At 73.7% G+C, this 17,474-nt stretch carries 15 protein-coding genes and 2 pseudogenes; 15 read left to right on the top strand and 2 right to left on the bottom strand.

Going from position 1 to position 17,474, the window contains the following annotated elements:
• Positions 1 to 116: 116 nt before the first annotated feature.
• Positions 117 to 992: a LysR substrate-binding domain-containing protein gene (locus AB0M16_RS21125; RefSeq protein ID WP_365345154.1), complete on the bottom strand. Its 876-nt coding sequence runs from the start codon at positions 990 to 992 to the stop codon at positions 117 to 119.
• Positions 993 to 1,089: 97 nt separating this feature from the next.
• On the opposite strand from AB0M16_RS21125, the gene AB0M16_RS21120 reads away from it, so the two are divergent.
• The 3 genes from AB0M16_RS21120 to AB0M16_RS21110 all read left to right on the top strand — a co-directional run bounded on the left by AB0M16_RS21120 (position 1,090) and on the right by AB0M16_RS21110 (position 3,615).
• Positions 1,090 to 2,316 (top strand): bile acid:sodium symporter family protein, encoded by a 1,227-nt coding sequence (locus AB0M16_RS21120; RefSeq protein ID WP_365345017.1) that lies wholly within the window; start codon positions 1,090 to 1,092, stop codon positions 2,314 to 2,316.
• Positions 2,317 to 2,713: 397 nt separating this feature from the next.
• Positions 2,714 to 3,235, top strand: a complete 522-nt coding sequence (locus AB0M16_RS21115; RefSeq protein WP_365345015.1) for an isochorismatase family protein — start codon at positions 2,714 to 2,716, stop codon at positions 3,233 to 3,235.
• The gene (locus AB0M16_RS21110) at positions 3,232 to 3,615 is read left to right on the top strand and encodes a (2Fe-2S) ferredoxin domain-containing protein (protein ID WP_365345013.1); all 384 of its coding nucleotides are present in this window, start codon (positions 3,232 to 3,234) and stop codon (positions 3,613 to 3,615) included. Before AB0M16_RS21115 ends, AB0M16_RS21110 begins: the two co-directional genes overlap by 4 nt.
• 163 nt (positions 3,616 to 3,778) lie before the next feature.
• On the opposite strand, the gene fdhD is transcribed toward AB0M16_RS21110, so the two are convergent.
• Positions 3,779 to 4,621, bottom strand: a complete 843-nt coding sequence (fdhD, locus tag AB0M16_RS21105) for a formate dehydrogenase accessory sulfurtransferase FdhD (protein WP_365345011.1) — start codon at positions 4,619 to 4,621, stop codon at positions 3,779 to 3,781.
• A gap of 223 nt (positions 4,622 to 4,844) precedes the next feature.
• Between fdhD and AB0M16_RS21100 the strand changes: the two genes are divergently transcribed.
• The 12 genes and pseudogenes from AB0M16_RS21100 to AB0M16_RS21045 form a co-directional block, all read left to right on the top strand.
• Complete coding sequence (locus AB0M16_RS21100; RefSeq protein WP_365345009.1) at positions 4,845 to 5,789, top strand: beta-ketoacyl-ACP synthase III; 945 nt, start codon at positions 4,845 to 4,847, stop codon at positions 5,787 to 5,789.
• 51 nt (positions 5,790 to 5,840) lie between these two features.
• A complete protein-coding gene (locus AB0M16_RS21095) occupies positions 5,841 to 7,631 on the top strand; it encodes a serine/threonine-protein kinase (RefSeq protein ID WP_365345007.1) in 1,791 nt (596 codons plus the stop codon).
• Between the two features lie 485 nt (positions 7,632 to 8,116).
• Positions 8,117 to 8,665 carry a hypothetical protein gene (locus AB0M16_RS21090; RefSeq protein ID WP_365345005.1) on the top strand — a complete coding sequence of 183 codons (549 nt, stop codon included), beginning with the start codon at positions 8,117 to 8,119 and terminating at the stop codon, positions 8,663 to 8,665.
• Positions 8,666 to 8,751: 86 nt separating this feature from the next.
• Positions 8,752 to 9,387 carry a class F sortase gene (locus AB0M16_RS21085; RefSeq protein WP_365345003.1) on the top strand — a complete coding sequence of 212 codons (636 nt, stop codon included), beginning with the start codon at positions 8,752 to 8,754 and terminating at the stop codon, positions 9,385 to 9,387.
• 186 nt (positions 9,388 to 9,573) lie between these two features.
• Positions 9,574 to 10,755 carry an ROK family transcriptional regulator gene (locus AB0M16_RS21080; protein WP_365345001.1) on the top strand — a complete coding sequence of 394 codons (1,182 nt, stop codon included), beginning with the start codon at positions 9,574 to 9,576 and terminating at the stop codon, positions 10,753 to 10,755.
• 192 nt (positions 10,756 to 10,947) lie between these two features.
• Complete coding sequence (locus tag AB0M16_RS21075) at positions 10,948 to 12,468, top strand: sugar ABC transporter ATP-binding protein (RefSeq protein WP_365344999.1); 1,521 nt, start codon at positions 10,948 to 10,950, stop codon at positions 12,466 to 12,468.
• The gene (locus AB0M16_RS21070) at positions 12,465 to 13,463 is read left to right on the top strand and encodes an ABC transporter permease (protein WP_365344997.1); all 999 of its coding nucleotides are present in this window, start codon (positions 12,465 to 12,467) and stop codon (positions 13,461 to 13,463) included. The genes AB0M16_RS21075 and AB0M16_RS21070 overlap by 4 nt, the downstream gene beginning before the upstream one ends.
• A 192-nt stretch (positions 13,464 to 13,655) precedes the next feature.
• Positions 13,656 to 14,705, top strand: coding sequence for a substrate-binding domain-containing protein (locus tag AB0M16_RS21065; RefSeq protein ID WP_365344995.1), 1,050 nt, complete (start codon positions 13,656 to 13,658; stop codon positions 14,703 to 14,705).
• Positions 14,706 to 14,746: 41 nt separating this feature from the next.
• Entirely contained in the window at positions 14,747 to 15,931 is a 1,185-nt protein-coding gene (locus AB0M16_RS21060) for a Gfo/Idh/MocA family oxidoreductase (RefSeq protein ID WP_365344993.1), read from the top strand.
• A 1-nt stretch (position 15,932) separates the two neighbouring features.
• Positions 15,933 to 16,937: a sugar phosphate isomerase/epimerase family protein gene (locus AB0M16_RS21055; protein WP_365344991.1), complete on the top strand. Its 1,005-nt coding sequence runs from the start codon at positions 15,933 to 15,935 to the stop codon at positions 16,935 to 16,937.
• A 5-nt stretch (positions 16,938 to 16,942) separates the two neighbouring features.
• Positions 16,943 to 17,187: pseudogene (locus AB0M16_RS21050) on the top strand (family 16 glycoside hydrolase); the annotation flags it as partial.
• Positions 17,182 to 17,472 (top strand): annotated as a pseudogene (locus tag AB0M16_RS21045) (myo-inositol-1-phosphate synthase); the annotation flags it as partial. The pseudogenes AB0M16_RS21050 and AB0M16_RS21045, both read left to right, overlap by 6 nt.
• Positions 17,473 to 17,474: the final 2 nt, after the last annotated feature.

Below are 17,474 nucleotides of genomic sequence, written 5' to 3'. Positions count from 1 at the left end.
ATCTCCACCGAATCTGTACGGAGCGATCACCGCGGCCACCCGCCAGGCGGCGGACCGGGCGCCCACCGGTCGGGCGGACGCGCCTCGCCGGCGGCCGGCGGGCGCCCGTCCGGTGCTCAGCGTGGCCGGTGGAGCCTGTCGCCGCCCGCCAGGATCGCCGTGGCCAGGGCGTCCGCCGCGTCCTGGGTCGCCCCGCGCCGACGCCCCTTGCGCAGCACGAAGTCGACCGCGCCCAGCTCCGGGAGCCCGGCCCGGGCGGGAAGCTCGACGAGGCCGGGCGGCACCAGACCGCGGGTGTGCGCCATCACGCCGAGCCCCGCCCGGGCCGCCGCCACGTTCGCGCTCAGGCTCGAACTCGTGCACGCGATCCGCCACGGGCGCCCCTGCGCCTGCAGCGCCTCCAGGGCGCGGGCCTGGGTGATGCCCGGCGGAGGGAAGACGATCAGCGGCACCGCGCGGTCCGGATCGAGCCGCAGCCGCGGCGAACCGATCCACACCAGCACGTCCTGCCACACCAGCTCGCCGCCGCCGTCCCCGTCCTCGCCGCCGCGCCGCTTGGCCAGGATCAGATCGAGCCGACCCGCCTCCAGGCGCGCCTGGAGCGTGCCGGACAGCTCGACCGTGAGCTCCAGGTCGACCTCCGGGTGCTCCCGCCGGAAGGCCTCCAGGATCTCCGGCAGCCGGGTCGTCACGAAGTCCTCCGACGCGCCGAAGCGCAGCCGGCCGCGCAGCCGCGTGCCGGTGAAGAAGGCCGCCGCCCGCTCGTGCGCCTCCAGGATCGTCCGGGCGAAACCGAGCATCGCCTCACCGTCCTCGGTCAGCTCCACGCCGTGCGTGTCCCGGACGAAGAGCGGCCGGCCGGTCGCCTCCTCCAGACGCCGCACGTGCTGGCTCACCGTGGACTGGCGCAGACCGAGCCGCCGCGCGGCCTGCGTGAAACTCAGGGTCTGCGCGACCGCGAGGAAGGTCCGCAGCTGGGTCGGCTCGTACACGCTGGCGCTCACCTCCCCGACGTTATCGCGATTCGTGATGACAGTCAGTGCGCTGTGCGGGATTCCCGATCGGGGGGCCATCCACCAGGATGGACGCATGAGTTCCCGCACGCCCCGTGGGCCCCACAGGCCCCTGCTGCCGTCCTGGCTGCCGATCGACCCGTACATCCTGGCGTTGCTCGGCACGGTCGGTCTCGCCGCGCTGCTGCCCGCCACGGGGGCGGCGGCGACGGTCGCCAGCGGCGCCTCGACCGGGGCGGTGGCCCTGCTCTTCTTCCTCTACGGGGCCCGCCTCTCCACCCGCGAGGCGCTGGACGGCCTGAAGCACTGGCGGCTCCACGGCACCGTGCTCGCCTGCACCTTCGTGATCTTCCCGCTGCTCGGCCTGGCCGCGCGGGGCCTCGTGCCGACCGTCCTCACCCCCGACCTCTACAGCGGCTTCCTCTTCCTGTGCCTGGTGCCGTCGACGATCCAGTCCTCGATCGCCTTCACCTCGATCGCCCGCGGAAACGTGCCCGCCGCCATCTGCGCCGGCTCCTTCTCCTCGCTCGCCGGCATCGTGATCACCCCGCTGCTCGCCGCGTTCCTGCTCGGGAGCCGCGCGGGCGGCCTCTCCGCCGACTCGGTGCTCAAGATCGTGCTGCAGCTGCTCGTGCCGTTCCTGGCGGGGCAGCTCCTGCGCCGATGGGTCGGGGGATTCCTCGTCCGGCACAAGAAGGTGCTGGGCCACGTGGACCGGGGCTCGATCCTGCTCGTGGTCTACACGGCTTTCAGCGAGGGCATGAACCGGGGCGTCTGGCACCTCGTGACCCCGGCCCGGCTCGGCCTGCTGCTCGCCGTGGAGGCGGTGCTGCTGGCGGTGATGCTCGCACTGACCTGGTACGGGGCCGAGCGGCTCGGCTTCCGCCGGGGGGACCGGATCGCGATCCAGTTCGCCGGCTCCAAGAAGAGCCTCGCCGCCGGTCTGCCGATGGCGAGTGTCCTGTTCGGCGCGCACGCCTCGCTCGCCGTGCTGCCGCTGATGCTCTTCCACCAGATGCAGCTCATGGTCTGCGCCGTCATCGCCCGACGCCGCGCCCGCGACCCGGAGCCCGCGGGCGCGGCGGTCGGGGGTGGAGCGGCCGCGGATGGGGTGGCCGTGGGCGGGGTGGTCGTGGACGCGCGGCCTGGGGGCGGGGCGGTCGTGGACGGGCGGCCTGGGGGCGGGGCGGTCGTGGGCGGGGTGGTCGTGGACGGGCGGCCTGGGGGCGGGGCGCTCGCCGGTGGGGTGGCCGCCGGTGGGGTGCTCGCGGCCGAGGCCGGCGCTCCCGAGGCAGCCCCCTAGGCAGGTCGGGAGACCGGCCGCGCGGCCGGTCCCGAGCAGCCTGGTCGCGCGAACGCTCGCGAACCTGGTCCCGCGGCCGGTCCCGAGCTTGGTCGCGCGTACGCTCCCGAGCTCGGTCCCGTGGCCTGGCCGGTCTTGAGCTCGGTCCCGTCAAAGCTCCCGCGTTCGGTCCCGCGGCCGGTCCCGAACTCGGTCCTGTCGACTCTCCCGCGCCGGCTCGGACGCTCGGTACCGGGGTCGCCCCCCGAGCTCGGTACGGGGTCGCCCCCCGAGCTCGGTACCGGGGTCGCCCCCGAGCTTCGTCCCCTGGGCCGCCCCCCGCCGGGCCGGGCGCCCGTTGGCGGGATCACATCCCTGGTCGCACCTCGTTGATCATCGGGGCCGATACGGTGCTCCCATGCCCGCACTCGATCCCGGCCGCACCGCGCTCGTCCTCGTCGACCTGATGGAGCGCATCGTCGCGCTGCCCCTCGCCCCCCGCCCCGGCACCGAAGCCCTCGCCGCGGCCGGCCGCCTCGCCGACGCATTCCGGGCCGCCGGCGCACCCGTCGTCCACATCCGCGTCGAACGCCCGGGCGTCGACACCCAGCCGCCCGGCAGCGAACTCGTCGCGGCGCTCGTCCACGACGGCGACGACGTGGTCGTCAAGCGGAGCATCGGCGGATTCCAGGGCACCGGCCTCCATGAGCTCCTGCAGAAGCACGGCGTCGCCACCCTCGTCTTCGGCGGCATCGCCACCAACCTGGGCGTCGAGTCCACCGCCCGCGCCGCGGGCGACCTCGGCTACGACCTCGTCTTCGCCGAGGACGCCATGACCGCCCTCACCGCCGACGAGCACCGCGCCTCCGTCCAGCTGGACTTCCCGCGCCTCGGCACCGTCGCCCAGGTCGACGCCATCACCCTGGACCCGGCCGCGTGACCCGGGTGCCGATACGGTACGGGGCCCGCCCCTGCTCCCTCGTCGTGTGCCGCGGCTGCTGCTGCGGCGACGCCCGCAAGAACCCCGGCATGGACCACGACGGGCAGCTGGCCCGGCTCCGGGCGGCCGCCGCGGCCTCCGGCGGCCGGTTGATCGTCCGTACCAGCGACTGCCTCGGACCCTGCGCCCAGGCCAACGTGCTGGTGGTCCAGCCGTCCACGGAGGGAAGGCGACGCGGTGGCCGGGCCGCCTGGATCGGCTGGAGCGCGGACGACGACTGCCTCGACGAGGTCCTGGCCTGGACCGAGGCCGGCGGTCCCGGCATCGCGGCGCCCCCGGCGACCCTCGCACTCCAGATGATCGACCCGCCCCGAACCTAGGGCCGGACCGGGGCCGGCGGACCAGGGCGGGGGCCGAAAAGCCCGGCACGGCGCGCCCTGCCGGGCGCCGCCGGCGTCCCCCGCCTTCCTCGTCGGCCCCCGCTTCCCCTTCTTCTCCAGGCCCTGGCGCTCTTCCCTTTCCCCCAGGCCCTGCCGGGCAGGCCTAGCGGGTCGCCGGCTCCAGGGCGATCCGGTGCTCGCCCGCGTACACGTTCATGTCCTGCCCGCGCAGGAAGCCGACGAGGGTCAAGCCCGACTCCGCCGCCAGGTCAACGGCCAGCGAGGACGGTGCCGACACCGCGGCCAGCACCGGTACCCCCGCCATCACCGCCTTCTGAGCCAGCTCGAACGAGGCCCGCCCCGACACCAGCAGCACCGCCCGCCGCAGCGGAAGCAGGCCCTCGCGCAGCGCCCGCCCCACGAGCTTGTCCACGGCGTTGTGCCGGCCCACGTCTTCCCGTACGTCCAGCAGCTCGCCGTCCTCCGAGAACAACGCCGCCGCGTGCAGGCCGCCGGTCCGGTCGAAGACCCGCTGCGCGGCCCGCAGCCGGTCGGGCAGCGCCGCGAGGAGCTCGGGCGTCAGCCGCACCGGGGGAGCGTCGGCGATCGGGAAGCGCGCCGTGGTCCGTACCGCGTCCAGGCTCGCCTTGCCGCACAGACCGCACGACGAGGTCGTGTAGACGTTCCGCTCCAGCGTGATGTCGGGAACGACCACGCCGGGCGCCAGCTGCACGTCCACCACGTTGTACGTGTTGGAGCCGTCGTCCTTGGCGCCCGCGCAGTACACGATGTTCCGTACGTCCGAGGCGGCCGCCAGGACCCCCTCGCTCACCAGGAACCCCGCGGCCAGCGCGAAGTCGTCGCCCGGGGTGCGCATCGTGATGGCGATCGGCCGGCCGTTCAGCCGGATCTCCAGCGGCTCCTCGGCCACCAGGGTGTCCGGCCGCTCGTTCACCGCCCCGCCCCGGATGCGCAGCACGCGCCGTCGCTCGGTGACCCGTCCCATGAGGCTGCACTCGATTCTGTCCGTGCGGGAAGCCGCGTACGGCCTGACCGGGCCATTCTCCTCTTGTCACGGTCGGACAGGCACTTCGGGTGAATCTTGGTGGTTTACGTCACCTGTTACCCATCAGTCGCTGGCAAGACTGGGTGGTCCTGCCGCAGGAACGAACCAGACGCACGAACCGCACGAACGAACCACCGATCGAACGACCTAGGGGGTCCCGGGCATGACGGGCACTCGAATCGCCGCGCTCGGGCACTACCAGCCCGCCAAGGTGCTCACCAACGACGACCTGGCCGCCCTCGTCGAGACCAGCGACGAGTGGATCACCAGCCGGGTCGGCATCCGCACCCGGCACGTCGCCGGCCCCGAGGAGCCGGTCGACGAACTCGCCGCGCACGCCGGCGGCAAGGCACTCGCCGCGGCCGGCCTCGGCCCCGGCGACATCGACCTGGTGCTCGTCGCCACCTCCACCGCGATCGACCGCTCGCCCAACACCGCCGCGCGCGTCGCCGCCCGCCTCGGCATGGGCTCGCCCGCCACGATGGACCTCAACGTGGTCTGCGCGGGCTTCACCCACGCCCTCGCCACCGCCGACCACGCGGTACGGGCCGGGGCCGCCCGCCGCGCGCTGGTCATCGGCGCCGACAAGATGACCGATGTGACGGACTGGACCGACCGCACCACCTGCGTGCTCGTCGGTGACGGCGCCGGCGCGGCCGTCGTCGAGGCGACGGACACCGACACCGGTGCCATCGGCCCCGTCCTGTGGGGCTCCGTCCCCGAGATGGGGCACGCCGTCCGCATCGAGGGCACCCCGCCGCGCTTCGCCCAGGAGGGCCAGGCGGTCTACCGCTGGGCCACCCAGCAGCTGCCCTCGCTCGCCCGCCAGGCCTGCGCGCGCTCGGGCATCGCCCCCGAGGACCTGGCCGGCGTCGTCCTCCACCAGGCCAACCTGCGCATCGTCGAACCGCTCGCCGCGAAGATCGGCGCGGTCAACGCGGTCGTCGCCCGCGACGTCGTCGACTCCGGCAACACCTCCGCCGCCTCCGTCCCGCTCGCCCTGTCCAAGCTCGTCGAGCGCGGCGAACTCCCCTCCGGCGCCCCGGTCCTGCTCTTCGGCTTCGGCGGCAACCTCTCCTACGCGGGTCAGGTCGTCCGGCTGCCGTAGCGCCCATCTCCTATACTCCAGGCGGTCGTTGAGCCATCGAACGGGGGACACATGGTCGAGGCAGCGGAGGCGGCGTCGTCCACACTCGGCAAGGCCTGGTTCCTCCTGTTCGCCGCCGCCCTCGTGGTGCGCCTGGCGACGCTGCCGCTTCTCCTGCGCGCCCAGCGCGCGTACCGGCAGCGGGAGGCCGGGGCCTTCGCGGGCGGCGCGCCCTCCGGAGACGACTGGACGGCGCCGTTCCTCGAACGGGCGCTGGCCCTGGTGCTCGCCGTCGGCCTGACGGCCTTCCTCGCCAACTTCGACGAGCCGGTCGACTTCGAGCAGCTGTCGATGGCGCAGTGGCCGGAGAACCCGCTCGACCTCGGCAGCATGGTCGGGGAGATCGCGGACACGCACGCCTATCTGTCGCAGGACGTGGCCGTCACGGCCATCGTCTTCGCGGTGCTGTGCGGCTTCCTGCGGGTCCTGACCCAGCGGAGCCTGCTGACCACCGGCCTGCCCGAGGGAGTGTGGTCCTCGTCGCGCACCCGTGTCCGGGTCGCCGCGGGGCTCCTCGTGTACATGGCCCTGCTGGTGATCGTGCTTCCTATCGGGGCCACCGCCGTGGCGCTGGTGTGCCAGGCCGTCGCGCTGGCGGTCGCCCGCCGGCATCAGCCGCTCGTGACGGAGGACACGGGGGTGGTGGCACCCTCGTCGCCGTCGCCGTCGCCGCCGTCGCCGCCGTCGCCGTCGCCGTCGGTCGAGGCGTCCTTGCAGCCGTCGGCCGGGATGAGTGCCGGGGGTCCGGCCTCAGCCGCGGGCAGCGCCGCCCCGACCATCGCGGCCGCCCCCTCCTCCGCCCCAGTCCCCTCCTCCGCCCCCGCCCCCGCCGTACCGGCGGCGCGGCCCGCCGCCGGGCAGCTGCCCGCACCGGCCGACGCGGCCCTCGCCGTCCAGGAGCTGTATCCGCACGAGCCGCGAAGCATCGGCACGTACCGGCTCCTCGGCAGGATCGGCTCCGGCGGCATGGGCACGGTGTACCTCGCGCGGCGGGACGGCTCCGCGACCCAGGTCGCGCTGAAGACGATCAACCCCGAACTGCTCGGCAATCCGGAGCTCCTCGGCCGCTTCGAGCGCGAGGCCGAAGTGCTGTCCATGGTGTCCGGTGCGTACACGGCCCGCGTGCTCGACACCGGCGTGGACGCCGGGCGCCCGTACCTGGCCATGGAACTGCTCGACGGGCGCCCGCTCGACGCGCACCTCGGCGAACTCGGCCCCTTCAGCGGCGCGGAGGCGCTGCGCGCGCTCGCCCTCGCCCTGGCGGCGGCGCTCGCCGCCGTCCACCGGCTCGGCCTGGTCCACCGCGACCTCAAGCCCGGCAACATCATGCTGACCAGCGCGGGCCCCCGTCTGCTCGACTTCGGCATCGCGACGATCGTGGACAGGACACGGCTCACCGCGGTCGGCGGCGGTCCGGGCACGCTCACGTACATGGCGCCCGAACAGTTCGAGGACGGGCCGGTGGGGCCCGCCGCCGACATCTGGGCGTGGGCCTGCTGCGTGGTGTGCGCCGTGCACGGCGACAGCCCTTTCGCGGCGACGGGCTTCGGCGCCGCCTACCGCAGGATCACGGAGACCGGTCCCGAACCGGCGGCGCTCGCGGCGGTGGAGACGGTCGCCCCGGCTCTGGCCGCGGTCGTACGGCGTGCGTTGAGCCCGCGTCCCGAGGACCGCCCCGCGGACGGCACGGCGCTGCTCGCGCTGCTCACCGAAGGACCGGGGAACACCGTCCCCGACGCGCGCTCGCTCCATGACCAGGTCACCCAGGGCTGGCACACCCTCACCCCCCACCCCGACAACTGACTCGACAGTGGTCTTCCCGCCCGGCCGTGGTCCCCACGCCCGGCCGTAATCTCCTGCCCGAGCCGGGGGTTCCGCCCCGCCCCGCCGGGTCCTCCGCGCGGGCGTGCCCGCCGCACCCCGTGTGGGCAATCGTCCCGCAGGGCGGGACGGGTGGGCACACGGGACGTCAGCCCCTGCCGGGCCCAGGCTCCCTGCGCCTTGACGCCCGCCACCCCGCCCGCTGCGCCGGAAGGCCCCAGGGGCGGCGGGGCCCCTCCGTCGCCGGGCGACCCGGCATGCCCCGTTCGGCGAAGCCCGGTGCCGGGCGGCCGGGAATTGCCCCGTTCGGCGGAACCCGGTGCCGGGCGGCCGGGAATTGCCCCGTTCGGCGGAGCCCGGTGGCGGGGGCCCTGGGGCCCGCCTAGCTTCGATCGCGGCGAGGGTCTTCTTCCGGCCCCTCTGCGGAACCCTCCGCAGTCCGCCCTCGCGTGATCGGGAGGACCACCATGCGTGCGATACGTGCCGCCGCCGCAGCCCTGCTCGCCGTCGCCCCGCTCGCGATCGCGGCGCCCCCGGCGTCCGCGGAGGACGACGGCTTCCCGAAGGAGGGGACCGGGCACGACATCACGTCGTTCGGGTTCTCCGTCACGCCGGAGACCGTCGTCCCCGGCGGCACCGTCACGCTCAAGTCCGACGGATGCGAGGTCCCCACCGTCACCGTCACGTCGGGGATCTTCGAGACCGTCACCCTGAGCGAGGGCCACCAGGGCACCGCCACCATCGACTTCGAGGCCAAGATCGGCGCCCAGTACGAGGTCACCTTCGACTGCAAGGGCGAGCGCGGCACCGCCAAGCTCACCGTCGCCGGGGAGGGCCACCACGACGGCGCCTCCACCGGTTCGACCGGCGTCCACAAGGGCGTGAAGGCCGGCTTCGGCAGCAGCGGCTCCGACGGCGTCGGCACCACCGAGATGGTCACCGGCGGCGTGCTGATCGTCGGCGCGCTCGGCGCCGCCGTGGTCCTGATGCGCCGCCGCGCGACCTCCGGGTCCTGAAACGGCCCCTCCGCCCCGGCGTGACGAGGACCGGGACGGAGGGGCGCCACACCTGAGGCGTACGAGCCAGAGAGGGCGGGACGGACGTGCAGGGGTCGAACGGGCCGAACCGGCGCGGCGCCTGGGGCGTCGTCGCCGTCGTCCTCCTGGTGGGCGTGCACCTCGTACGCGGCGGTGCGGGGGAGTGGCCGGCCGAAGGCCCTCCGCAGCCGTTGGCCGCCGCGGCGCCGGGCGGCCGGTCCCTGGCCGTGGCTGCCGCGCCCCTGTCGGCATCGCCGCCGGTCCGGGTGCGCGTGCCGGGCGTCCGGATCGACGCGCCGGTGGTCCGGGTGGGCCTGGACGCCGAGGGCTGGATCGAGGCCCCGCCGCCGGACGACCGCAATCTCGCCGGCTGGTTCACCGGTGCCGTCACCCCGGGGGAGCGCGGCACGGCGGTCGTCGTCGGTCATGTCGACACCCCTGAGGGCCGGGCCGTCTTCTACGACCTCGGCGCGCTCGCCCCGGGCGGGCGGATCGAGATCACGCGCACCGACGGCCGCACGGCCGTCTTCACCGTGTACGGCGTCGAGGTCGTCCCGAAGGAGGGCTTTCCCGCGAAGCGGGTCTACGGCTCCACCGGCAGCCCGGAACTCCGGCTCATCACCTGCGGCGGTCCGTACGCGAAGGACGGCGGTTACGCGGGCAACGTGGTCGTCTCCGCGCGCCTGACCGAGGTGCGCTGAGGGTGCGCTGAGGGTGCGCTGAGGCCCTTTCCCGCACCGCGACCTTCCTTTGTCCTGGGTCGGGAAAAAGTAGGGGCTTATTCCTGTGCAACTTCTTCCCAGCCCGGGACGCCGCTGCTACGTTCCCCTCGAAAGCCCGGCGCGGAGCATCCGCGAAGACCATCAGGGGAGGGGCGCGTGAGACGCATGACGGCACGACCTGCCAACGCCCACCAGGCGCGACTCCTCCGGCTGCTGCGCGACGGAGGACCCAACTCCCGTGCGCAGCTGGGCGATCAGATCGACCTCTCGCGTTCCAGGCTCGCTGTCGAGGTCGACCGGCTGCTCGACACCGGCCTCGTCGTCGCGGACGGCCTCGCCGCCTCGCGCGGCGGACGTCGCTCGCACAACCTCCGGCTCGCGCCCGAACTCCGTTTCCTCGGCATCGACATCGGCGCCACGTCCATCGATGTCGCCGTCACCAACGCCGAGTTGGAGGTGCTCGGGCACCTCAATCACCCGATGGACGTCCGCGAGGGCCCCGTCGCGATCTTCGAACAGGCCCTGGCGATGGCGGCGAAGCTGCGCGCCTCCGGCCTCGCCGAAGGCTTCGACGGTGCCGGCATCGGCGTCCCCGGACCCGTCCGCTTTCCCGAGGGCGTCCCGGTCGCCCCGCCGATCATGCCCGGCTGGGACGGCTTCCCCGTACGGGAGGCGCTCAGCCAGGAGCTCGGCTGCCCGGTCATGGTCGACAACGACGTGAACCTCATGGCCATGGGGGAGCAGCACGCGGGCGTCGCACGCTCCGTGGGCGACTTCCTCTGCGTCAAGATCGGCACCGGCATCGGCTGCGGCATCGTCGTCGGCGGAAACGTCCACCGCGGCACGACGGGCAGCGCCGGCGACATCGGACACATCCAGGTCGACCCGGACGGGCGCCCCTGCGCCTGCGGCAACACGGGCTGTCTGGAAGCCCACTTCAGCGGTGCCGCTCTGGCGCGCGACGGCGAGGAGGCCGCCCGCGGCGGCCGCTCGGACGAGCTCGCCGCCCGCCTCGCCGAGGCCGGCCGGCTCACCGCCGTCGACGTCGCGGCGGCCGCGGCCGCCGGCGACGCCACCTCGCTCGCCCTCGTCCGCGAGGGAGGCAACCGGGTCGGGCAGGTCATCGCCGGACTCGTCAGCTTCTTCAACCCCGGTCTGGTGGTGATCGGCGGCGGTGTCACCGGCCTCGGTCACCATCTCCTCGCCAGTGTCCGCACCCAGGTCTACCGCCAGTCCCTCCCGCTGGCCACCGGCAACCTCCCCATCGTCCTCGGAGAGTTGGGCCACACCGCCGGCGTCATCGGCGCGGCCCGCCTCATCAGCGACCACGTCTTCTCTCCCGCGTAAGCGGGTCCTCGCCGTTCCTCGGGTTTCGTGGGCGCCCGTTCCGCAGGGCGGAACGGGCGGGCATGAAACCCCACCGGCCCGCACCCGTCGCCCTCACCCTGGGCACCCCCGTGCCCCCGTACCCCCGTACCCCCGTGCCCCCCGCACCCAATCGCCCAGGCGCACACCGCACCCGCCGAGGGGATCCCCGCCATGCCCCCAGAACAGCCAGCCCTGCTCACCATGTCCGGCATCACCAAGTCCTTCCCCGGCGTCCGCGCCCTCGACGGCGTCGACCTGGACGTCCGCCCCGGCGAGGTGCACTGCCTCCTCGGCCAGAACGGCGCCGGCAAGTCCACCCTCATCAAGGTCCTCGCCGGTGCCCACCAGCCCGACGGCGGACGGATCACCTGGCGCGGCGAACCCGTCCGCCTGCGCTCCCCGAGCGCCGCCGTGCGGCTCGGCATCGCCACCATCTACCAGGAACTCGACCTCGTCGGAGGCCTCTCGGTCGCCGAGAACGTCCACCTCGGGCACGAGCCGACCACCGCCGGCTTCGTCGTCCGCACCCGCACCGCCCGCGCGAACGCCTCCGCGCTGCTCGCCCGGCTCGGCCACCCCGAGATCGCCCCCGACCGGTTCGTCGGCGAACTCTCCGCCGCCCAGCGGCAGATCGTCTCCATGGCTCGCGCGCTCTCCCACGACGTCCGCCTCATCGTGATGGACGAGCCGTCCGCCGCGCTCGACCCGGACGAGGTCGCCAACCTGTTCCGTATCGTCGAGTCGCTCACCGCCGACGGGGTCGCCGTCGTCTACATCTCCCACCGCCTGGAGGAGATCCGGACGATCGGCGACCGGGTCACCGTCCTCAAGGACGGCCGGGCCGTCGCCGGCGGACTGCCCGCCGCCGAGACCCCCACACGCGAGATCGTCGCCCTCATGACCGGCCGGGACGTGCCCTACCTGTTCCCCGAGCGGCCCGTGGAGACGCCCCGCGCCGATCCCGTCCTCCAGGTCCAAGGACTTTCCCGCGAAGGCGAGTTCGCGCCGCTCGACCTGGAGGTGCGGCCCGGTGAGATCGTCGGGCTCGCCGGGCTCGTCGGCTCCGGGCGCTCCGAGGTCCTGGAGACGATCTACGGAGCCCGACGGCCCACCGCGGGGCGCGTCCTCGTCGACGGGCGCCCGCTGCGTCCCGGCAGCGTCCGCGCCGCCGTCCGCGCAGGGCTGGGCCTCGCACCCGAGGAACGCAAGACCCAGGGCCTGCTCATGCGGGAATCCGTCACCCGCAACGTCTCCGTCTCCTCCCTCACCCGCTTCTCCCGGGCCGGCTGGATCGACCGCCGCGCCGAACACACCGCGGCCCGGGCGGCCACCCGCGCACTGTCCCTGCGCCCCGACCGACCCGAGGTCAGGGTCCGCACCCTGTCCGGCGGCAACCAGCAGAAGGCCGTCCTCGCCCGCTGGCTGCTCCGCGGCTGCCGGGTCCTGCTGCTCGACGAGCCGACCCGCGGCGTGGACGTGGGCGCCCGTGCCGAGCTGTACGCCGTGGTCCGCCGCCTCGCCGACGAGGGGCTCGCGGTCCTCCTCGTCTCCAGCGAGGTCCCCGAAGTGCTCGGACTCGCCGACCGCGTCCTCGTGCTCAGGGAGGGCCGCGTCGTGCACACCGCGCCCGCCCGCGACCTCGACGAACACCGCGTACTCGACCTCGTGATGGAAGGGAGCCCCGCCGCATGACACTGTCCACCGCCAAGTCCCCCGCGCAGGAGCGCGGCCCGCGCGCACTCGGCTTCGGACCCGACGTGCGCAACCTGTCGCTGCTCGGTGTGCTCGCCGCGCTGATCGCGGTCGGCGGTCTCACCCGGCCGGCGGAGTTCCTGGCCGCCTCCAACCTGCAACTGGTCCTCACCCAGGCCTCCGTCATCGGCGTCGTCACCGTCGGCATGACCTTCGTCATCACCAGCGGCGGCATCGACCTCTCCGTCGGTGCGATCGTCGCCCTCGCCTCCGTCTGGGCGACCACCGTGGCCACCCAGGAGTACGGCTTCGCGGGGATCCTCTTCTCCGCCGTGGTCGTCGGGCTGGGCTGCGGTCTCGTCAACGGGCTGCTCGTCGCGTACGGCCGGGTCGTGCCGTTCATCGCGACCCTGGCCATGCTCGCCTCGGCCCGCGGCCTGGCCCTGCAGATCACCGACGGCCGCACCCAGATCGTCACCGTGCAGTCCGTGCTCGACCTCGGCGTCCCCGACGCGTACGTCTTCGGCGTCCCGCCGCTCGTGCTGGTCTTCGCCGCGGTCACCGTCGCCGGCTGGCTCCTCCTCAACCGCACCACCTTCGGCCGCCGCACCGTCGCCGTCGGCGGCAACGCGGAGGCCGCCCGGCTCGCCGGCATCGACGTCCGCCGCCAGCGCCTCCACCTCTATCTGCTCTCCGGCCTGTGCTGCGGCATCGCGGCCTTCCTGCTGATCGTCCTGTCCGGCTCGGGACAGAACACCAACGGCAACCTGTACGAGCTCGACGCCATCGCCGCCGCCATCATCGGCGGGACCCTGCTGAGCGGGGGCCGCGGCACCATCGTCGGCTCCGTCCTCGGCGTCCTCGTCTTCACCACGATCACCAACATCTTCGCTCTCAACAACCTGCAGAGCGACGTCCAGCAGATCGCCAAGGGCGCGATCATCGTCGCCGCCGTCCTCGTGCAGCGCCGCACCGCGCACGACGGCGACACCTGAGCCACGACGCTCCACCGCAGGCCCCCAGGCCCCCAGGCCCCCAGGCCCCCAGGCCCCCCCAGGCCCCCAGGCCCCCCAGACCTCCCAGGCCCCCCGGACCTCCCCGGCCCCCCGGGCCCCGCAGGCCTCCAAGGCCCCGAGGCCCCCCGCGCCACCCCCGACCGTCCCTCGCATCCGAAGGGTTGATCCGTCATGCCCGAATTCACCGCCGCCGCCGGCCGCAGATCCCTGCTCCTCGGCGGAGCCGCCGTCTCCGCCGGCGCCCTGCTCACCGCCTGCACCGGCAACGAGCCCAAGAACCAGGCCCCGGCGGCGAGCGGCGTCCCCGCCGCGGACGACCGGCCCGGCACCCCGGTCACCATCGGCTTCGCCGGCCCCCAGGCCGACCACGGCTGGCTCAACGCCATCAACCAGAACGCCAAGGACCGCGCCAAGAAGTACGCCGACGTCACCCTGGAGATCACCGAGGGCTCCAACGACACGGCCGCCCAGATCGGCCAGATCCAGACCCTCATCAACAAAAAGGTCGACGTCCTCGTCATCCTCCCCGCCGACGGCAAGGCCCTCACCCAGGTCGGCCTCCAGGCGATGAAGGCAGGCATCCCCGTCATCAACCTCGACCGGATCTTCGCCTCACCGCAGGCCTACCGCTGCTGGATCGGCGGCGACAACTACGGCATGGGCCTCAACGCCGGCCGCTACATCGGGGAGAAGCTCAAGGACAAGCCGAACGCCAAGGTGATCGAACTCGCCGGCATGGACAGCCTGGAGCTCACCAAGCAGCGCACCCAGGGCTTCGACGACGCCCTCAGGAACTACCCCAACATCACCAAGGTGGCCCGCCAGGCCGCCGAGTTCACCGTCGAGTCCGGCCAGGCGAAGATGGCCCAACTCCTGCAGGCCCAGCCGCGGTTCGACGCGCTGTGGAACCACGACGACGACCAGGGAGTGGGCGCCCTGCGAGCCGTCGCCCAGGCCGGACGCAAGGACTTCCTCATGGTCGGCGGCGCCGGCTCCCGGTCCGCGATGGACGCCATCAAGGCCGACAACAGCGTGCTCAAGGCGACCGTGCTCTACCCGCCGACCATGGCCGCCTCCGCGATCGACCTGGCACGGGCGCTCGGCCAGAGGAAGGGCGTCGGCGGCATGGCCGAGCTGGAGATCCCCGCCTCGATCACCCTCTACTCGGCCGTCGTCACCAAGGAGAACGTCGACGAGTACCTGCCCACCGGCTTCAACTGACCAGGAACGCCGGCCCGCACGACCCAACGGGAGGAACGCAGATGGAAGAGACGCTTGGCGTCGGCATGGTCGGCTACGCCTTCATGGGCGCCGCCCACTCACAGGGCTGGCGCACCGTGGGACGGGCCTTCGAGCTGCCGCTGCGGCCGGTGCTCGCCGCCGTCGCCGGCCGGGACGCCACCGCCGTGCGGGCCGCCGCCGACCGGCACGGCTGGGCGGCGGCGGAGACCGACTGGCGGGCCCTCGTCGCCCGCGACGACGTCCAGCTCGTCGACGTGTGCACACCGGGCGACAGCCACGCCGAGATCGCGGTGGCCGCCCTGGAGGCGGGCAAGCACGTGCTGTGCGAGAAGCCGCTCGCCAACACGGTCGCCGAGGCGGAACTGATGGCGGCCGCCGCGGAGGCCGCGGCCGCCCGGGGGCAGGTCGCGATGGTCGGCTTCAACTACCGCCGGGTTCCCGCCCTTTCGTACGCCCGGACGCTGATCGCCGAGGGCCGGCTCGGCGCCCTGCGGCACGTACGGGTCACCTACCTCCAGGACTGGCTCGTCGACCCCGGGTTCCCGCTGACCTGGCGGCTGGAACGCGAGCACGCCGGGTCGGGGGCGCTCGGGGACCTCGGGGCGCACGCCGTGGACCTCGCCCAGTACCTGGCGGGGGAGCTGCTGGTCGGGGTGTCGGCGCTCACCGAGACCTTCGTACGGGAGCGGCCGCTGCTCGCCGGGGTCGCGACCGGCCTTTCGGCGGGCCCGGGCGCGGGTGCGTACGGAGCCGTGACGGTTGACGACGCCGCCCTGTTCACCGGGCGGCTGGCCTCGGGAGCGCTCGCGTCCTTCGAGGCGACCCGGATGGCGGCCGGGCGCAAGAACGCGCTGCGTCTGGAGATCAACGGGGAGAAGGGCTCGCTCGCCTTCGACCTGGAGCGGCTCAACGAGTTGTCCTTCCACGACCACACCGATCCGGCCGTCTCGGCCGGCTTCCGCCGCATCCTCGTGACCGAGCCGGGCCACCCGTACCTGGGGGGCTGGTGGCCGCCCGGGCACGCGCTCGGCTACGAGCACACCTTCGTGCACCAGGCCCGCGACCTGGTCCTCGCCGTCGCGTCCGGGACCGCCCCGGCGCCGTCCTTCGCGGACGGTCTCCAGGTGCAGCGGGTGCTGGCCGCGGTCGAGGAGAGCGCGGAGAAGAACGCCGTGTACACCCCCGTACCCCGACAGGAGCCGTGACGTGCCCCGACCCTTCACCCTCTTCACCGGCCAGTGGGCCGACCTGCCCCTGGAGGAGGTCTGCCGGCTGGCCCGCGACTTCGGCTACGACGGTCTCGAACTGGCCTGCTGGGGAGACCACTTCGAGGTCGACAAGGCGCTCGCCGACCCGGCGTACGTGAAGGGCAGGCGGGAACTGCTCGACGCGTACGATCTGAAGTGCTGGGCGGTCTCCAACCACCTGGTGGGCCAGGCCATCTGCGACCATCCGATCGACGAGCGGCACCGGGCGATCGTGCCGGACCGGATCTGGGGCGACGGCGAAGCGGAGGGCGTACGGCGCCGGGCGGCCCGCGAACTGGCCGACACCGCGCGGGCGGCGGCGGCGCTCGGCGTCGACACGGTCGTCGGCTTCACCGGCTCGTCGATCTGGCATCTGGTGGCGATGTTCCCGCCGGTTCCGGAGCGGATGATCGAGCGGGGCTTCGAGGACTTCGCGGAGCGCTGGAACCCGATCCTCGACGTCTTCGACGCCGAGGGGGTGCGCTTCGCGCACGAGGTGCATCCGAGCGAGATCGCGTACGACTACTGGACCACCCAGCGGGCCCTGGAGGCGGTGGACCGCCGGCCGGCCTTCGGGCTCAACTTCGACCCGAGCCACTTCGTGTGGCAGGACCTGGACCCGGTGGGCTTCCTGTGGGACTTCCGCGACCGGATCTACCACGTGGACTGCAAGGAGGCCCGGAAGCGCCTCGACGGCCGCAACGGGCGGTTGGGCTCGCATCTGCCCTGGGGGGATCCGCGGCGCGGCTGGGACTTCGTCTCGGCCGGGCACGGGGACGTGCCGTGGGAGGACGTGTTCCGGATGCTCCGGTCCATCGGGTACGGGGGTCCGGTCTCGGTGGAGTGGGAGGACGCCGGCATGGACCGGCTGACCGGTGCTCCGGAAGCGCTTTCTCATCTCAAGCGCTTCGACTTCGACCCTCCTGCGGCCTCCTTCGACGCCGCCTTCGGGAGCGGCGACTGAGCTGACAGGTCACGGCCGACTGCCGGCCGCAGACCGGCTACCGGCCCTCTTCAACGGCGAAACCCGGGAGGGCTGGAAGCAGGCCGGACCCGGCGACTTCGGCGTCGTCGACGGCGCGCTCAGGTCCGTGGGCGGGAGGGGCCTGCTCTGGTACCAGGCAAAGGGGTTCGGCGCCTGCTCCCTCACCCTCGACGGGAAGACGGACGGTGACGAAAACTCCGGGATCTTCGTCGGCTTCCCCGCCACCGACGGCCAACGCGTCACCGCTTTCGCCGCCGACCTGACGGACTTCCGCAATGGACTGGACCTGGACCAGGTCGTGGTGGTCAATGTTGCTCCTACGGAGCCGGCGTCGGGGGGCGTCGGGCTCCCACCCCGCACGCTCCACGCCGCCGCCGCACCGCGCGCCGGCTGCCCGTACGTCAACGTCACGCCGCCCACCGGCCTGCGTCACCCCGACCTCACGGACACGCTCACGGCGAGCGGGCTGCCGTACGCGGGACGGGACGGCAAGACCGGCCAGACCCTGGGCCGCCG

The sequence above is a fragment of the Streptomyces sp. NPDC051921 genome (assembly GCF_040680975.1).
Lineage (GTDB): Bacteria > Actinomycetota > Actinomycetes > Streptomycetales > Streptomycetaceae > Streptomyces.
The sequence above is the reverse complement of the archived record's forward strand: the minus strand, read 5'-3'. Positions and strand labels throughout refer to the sequence as shown.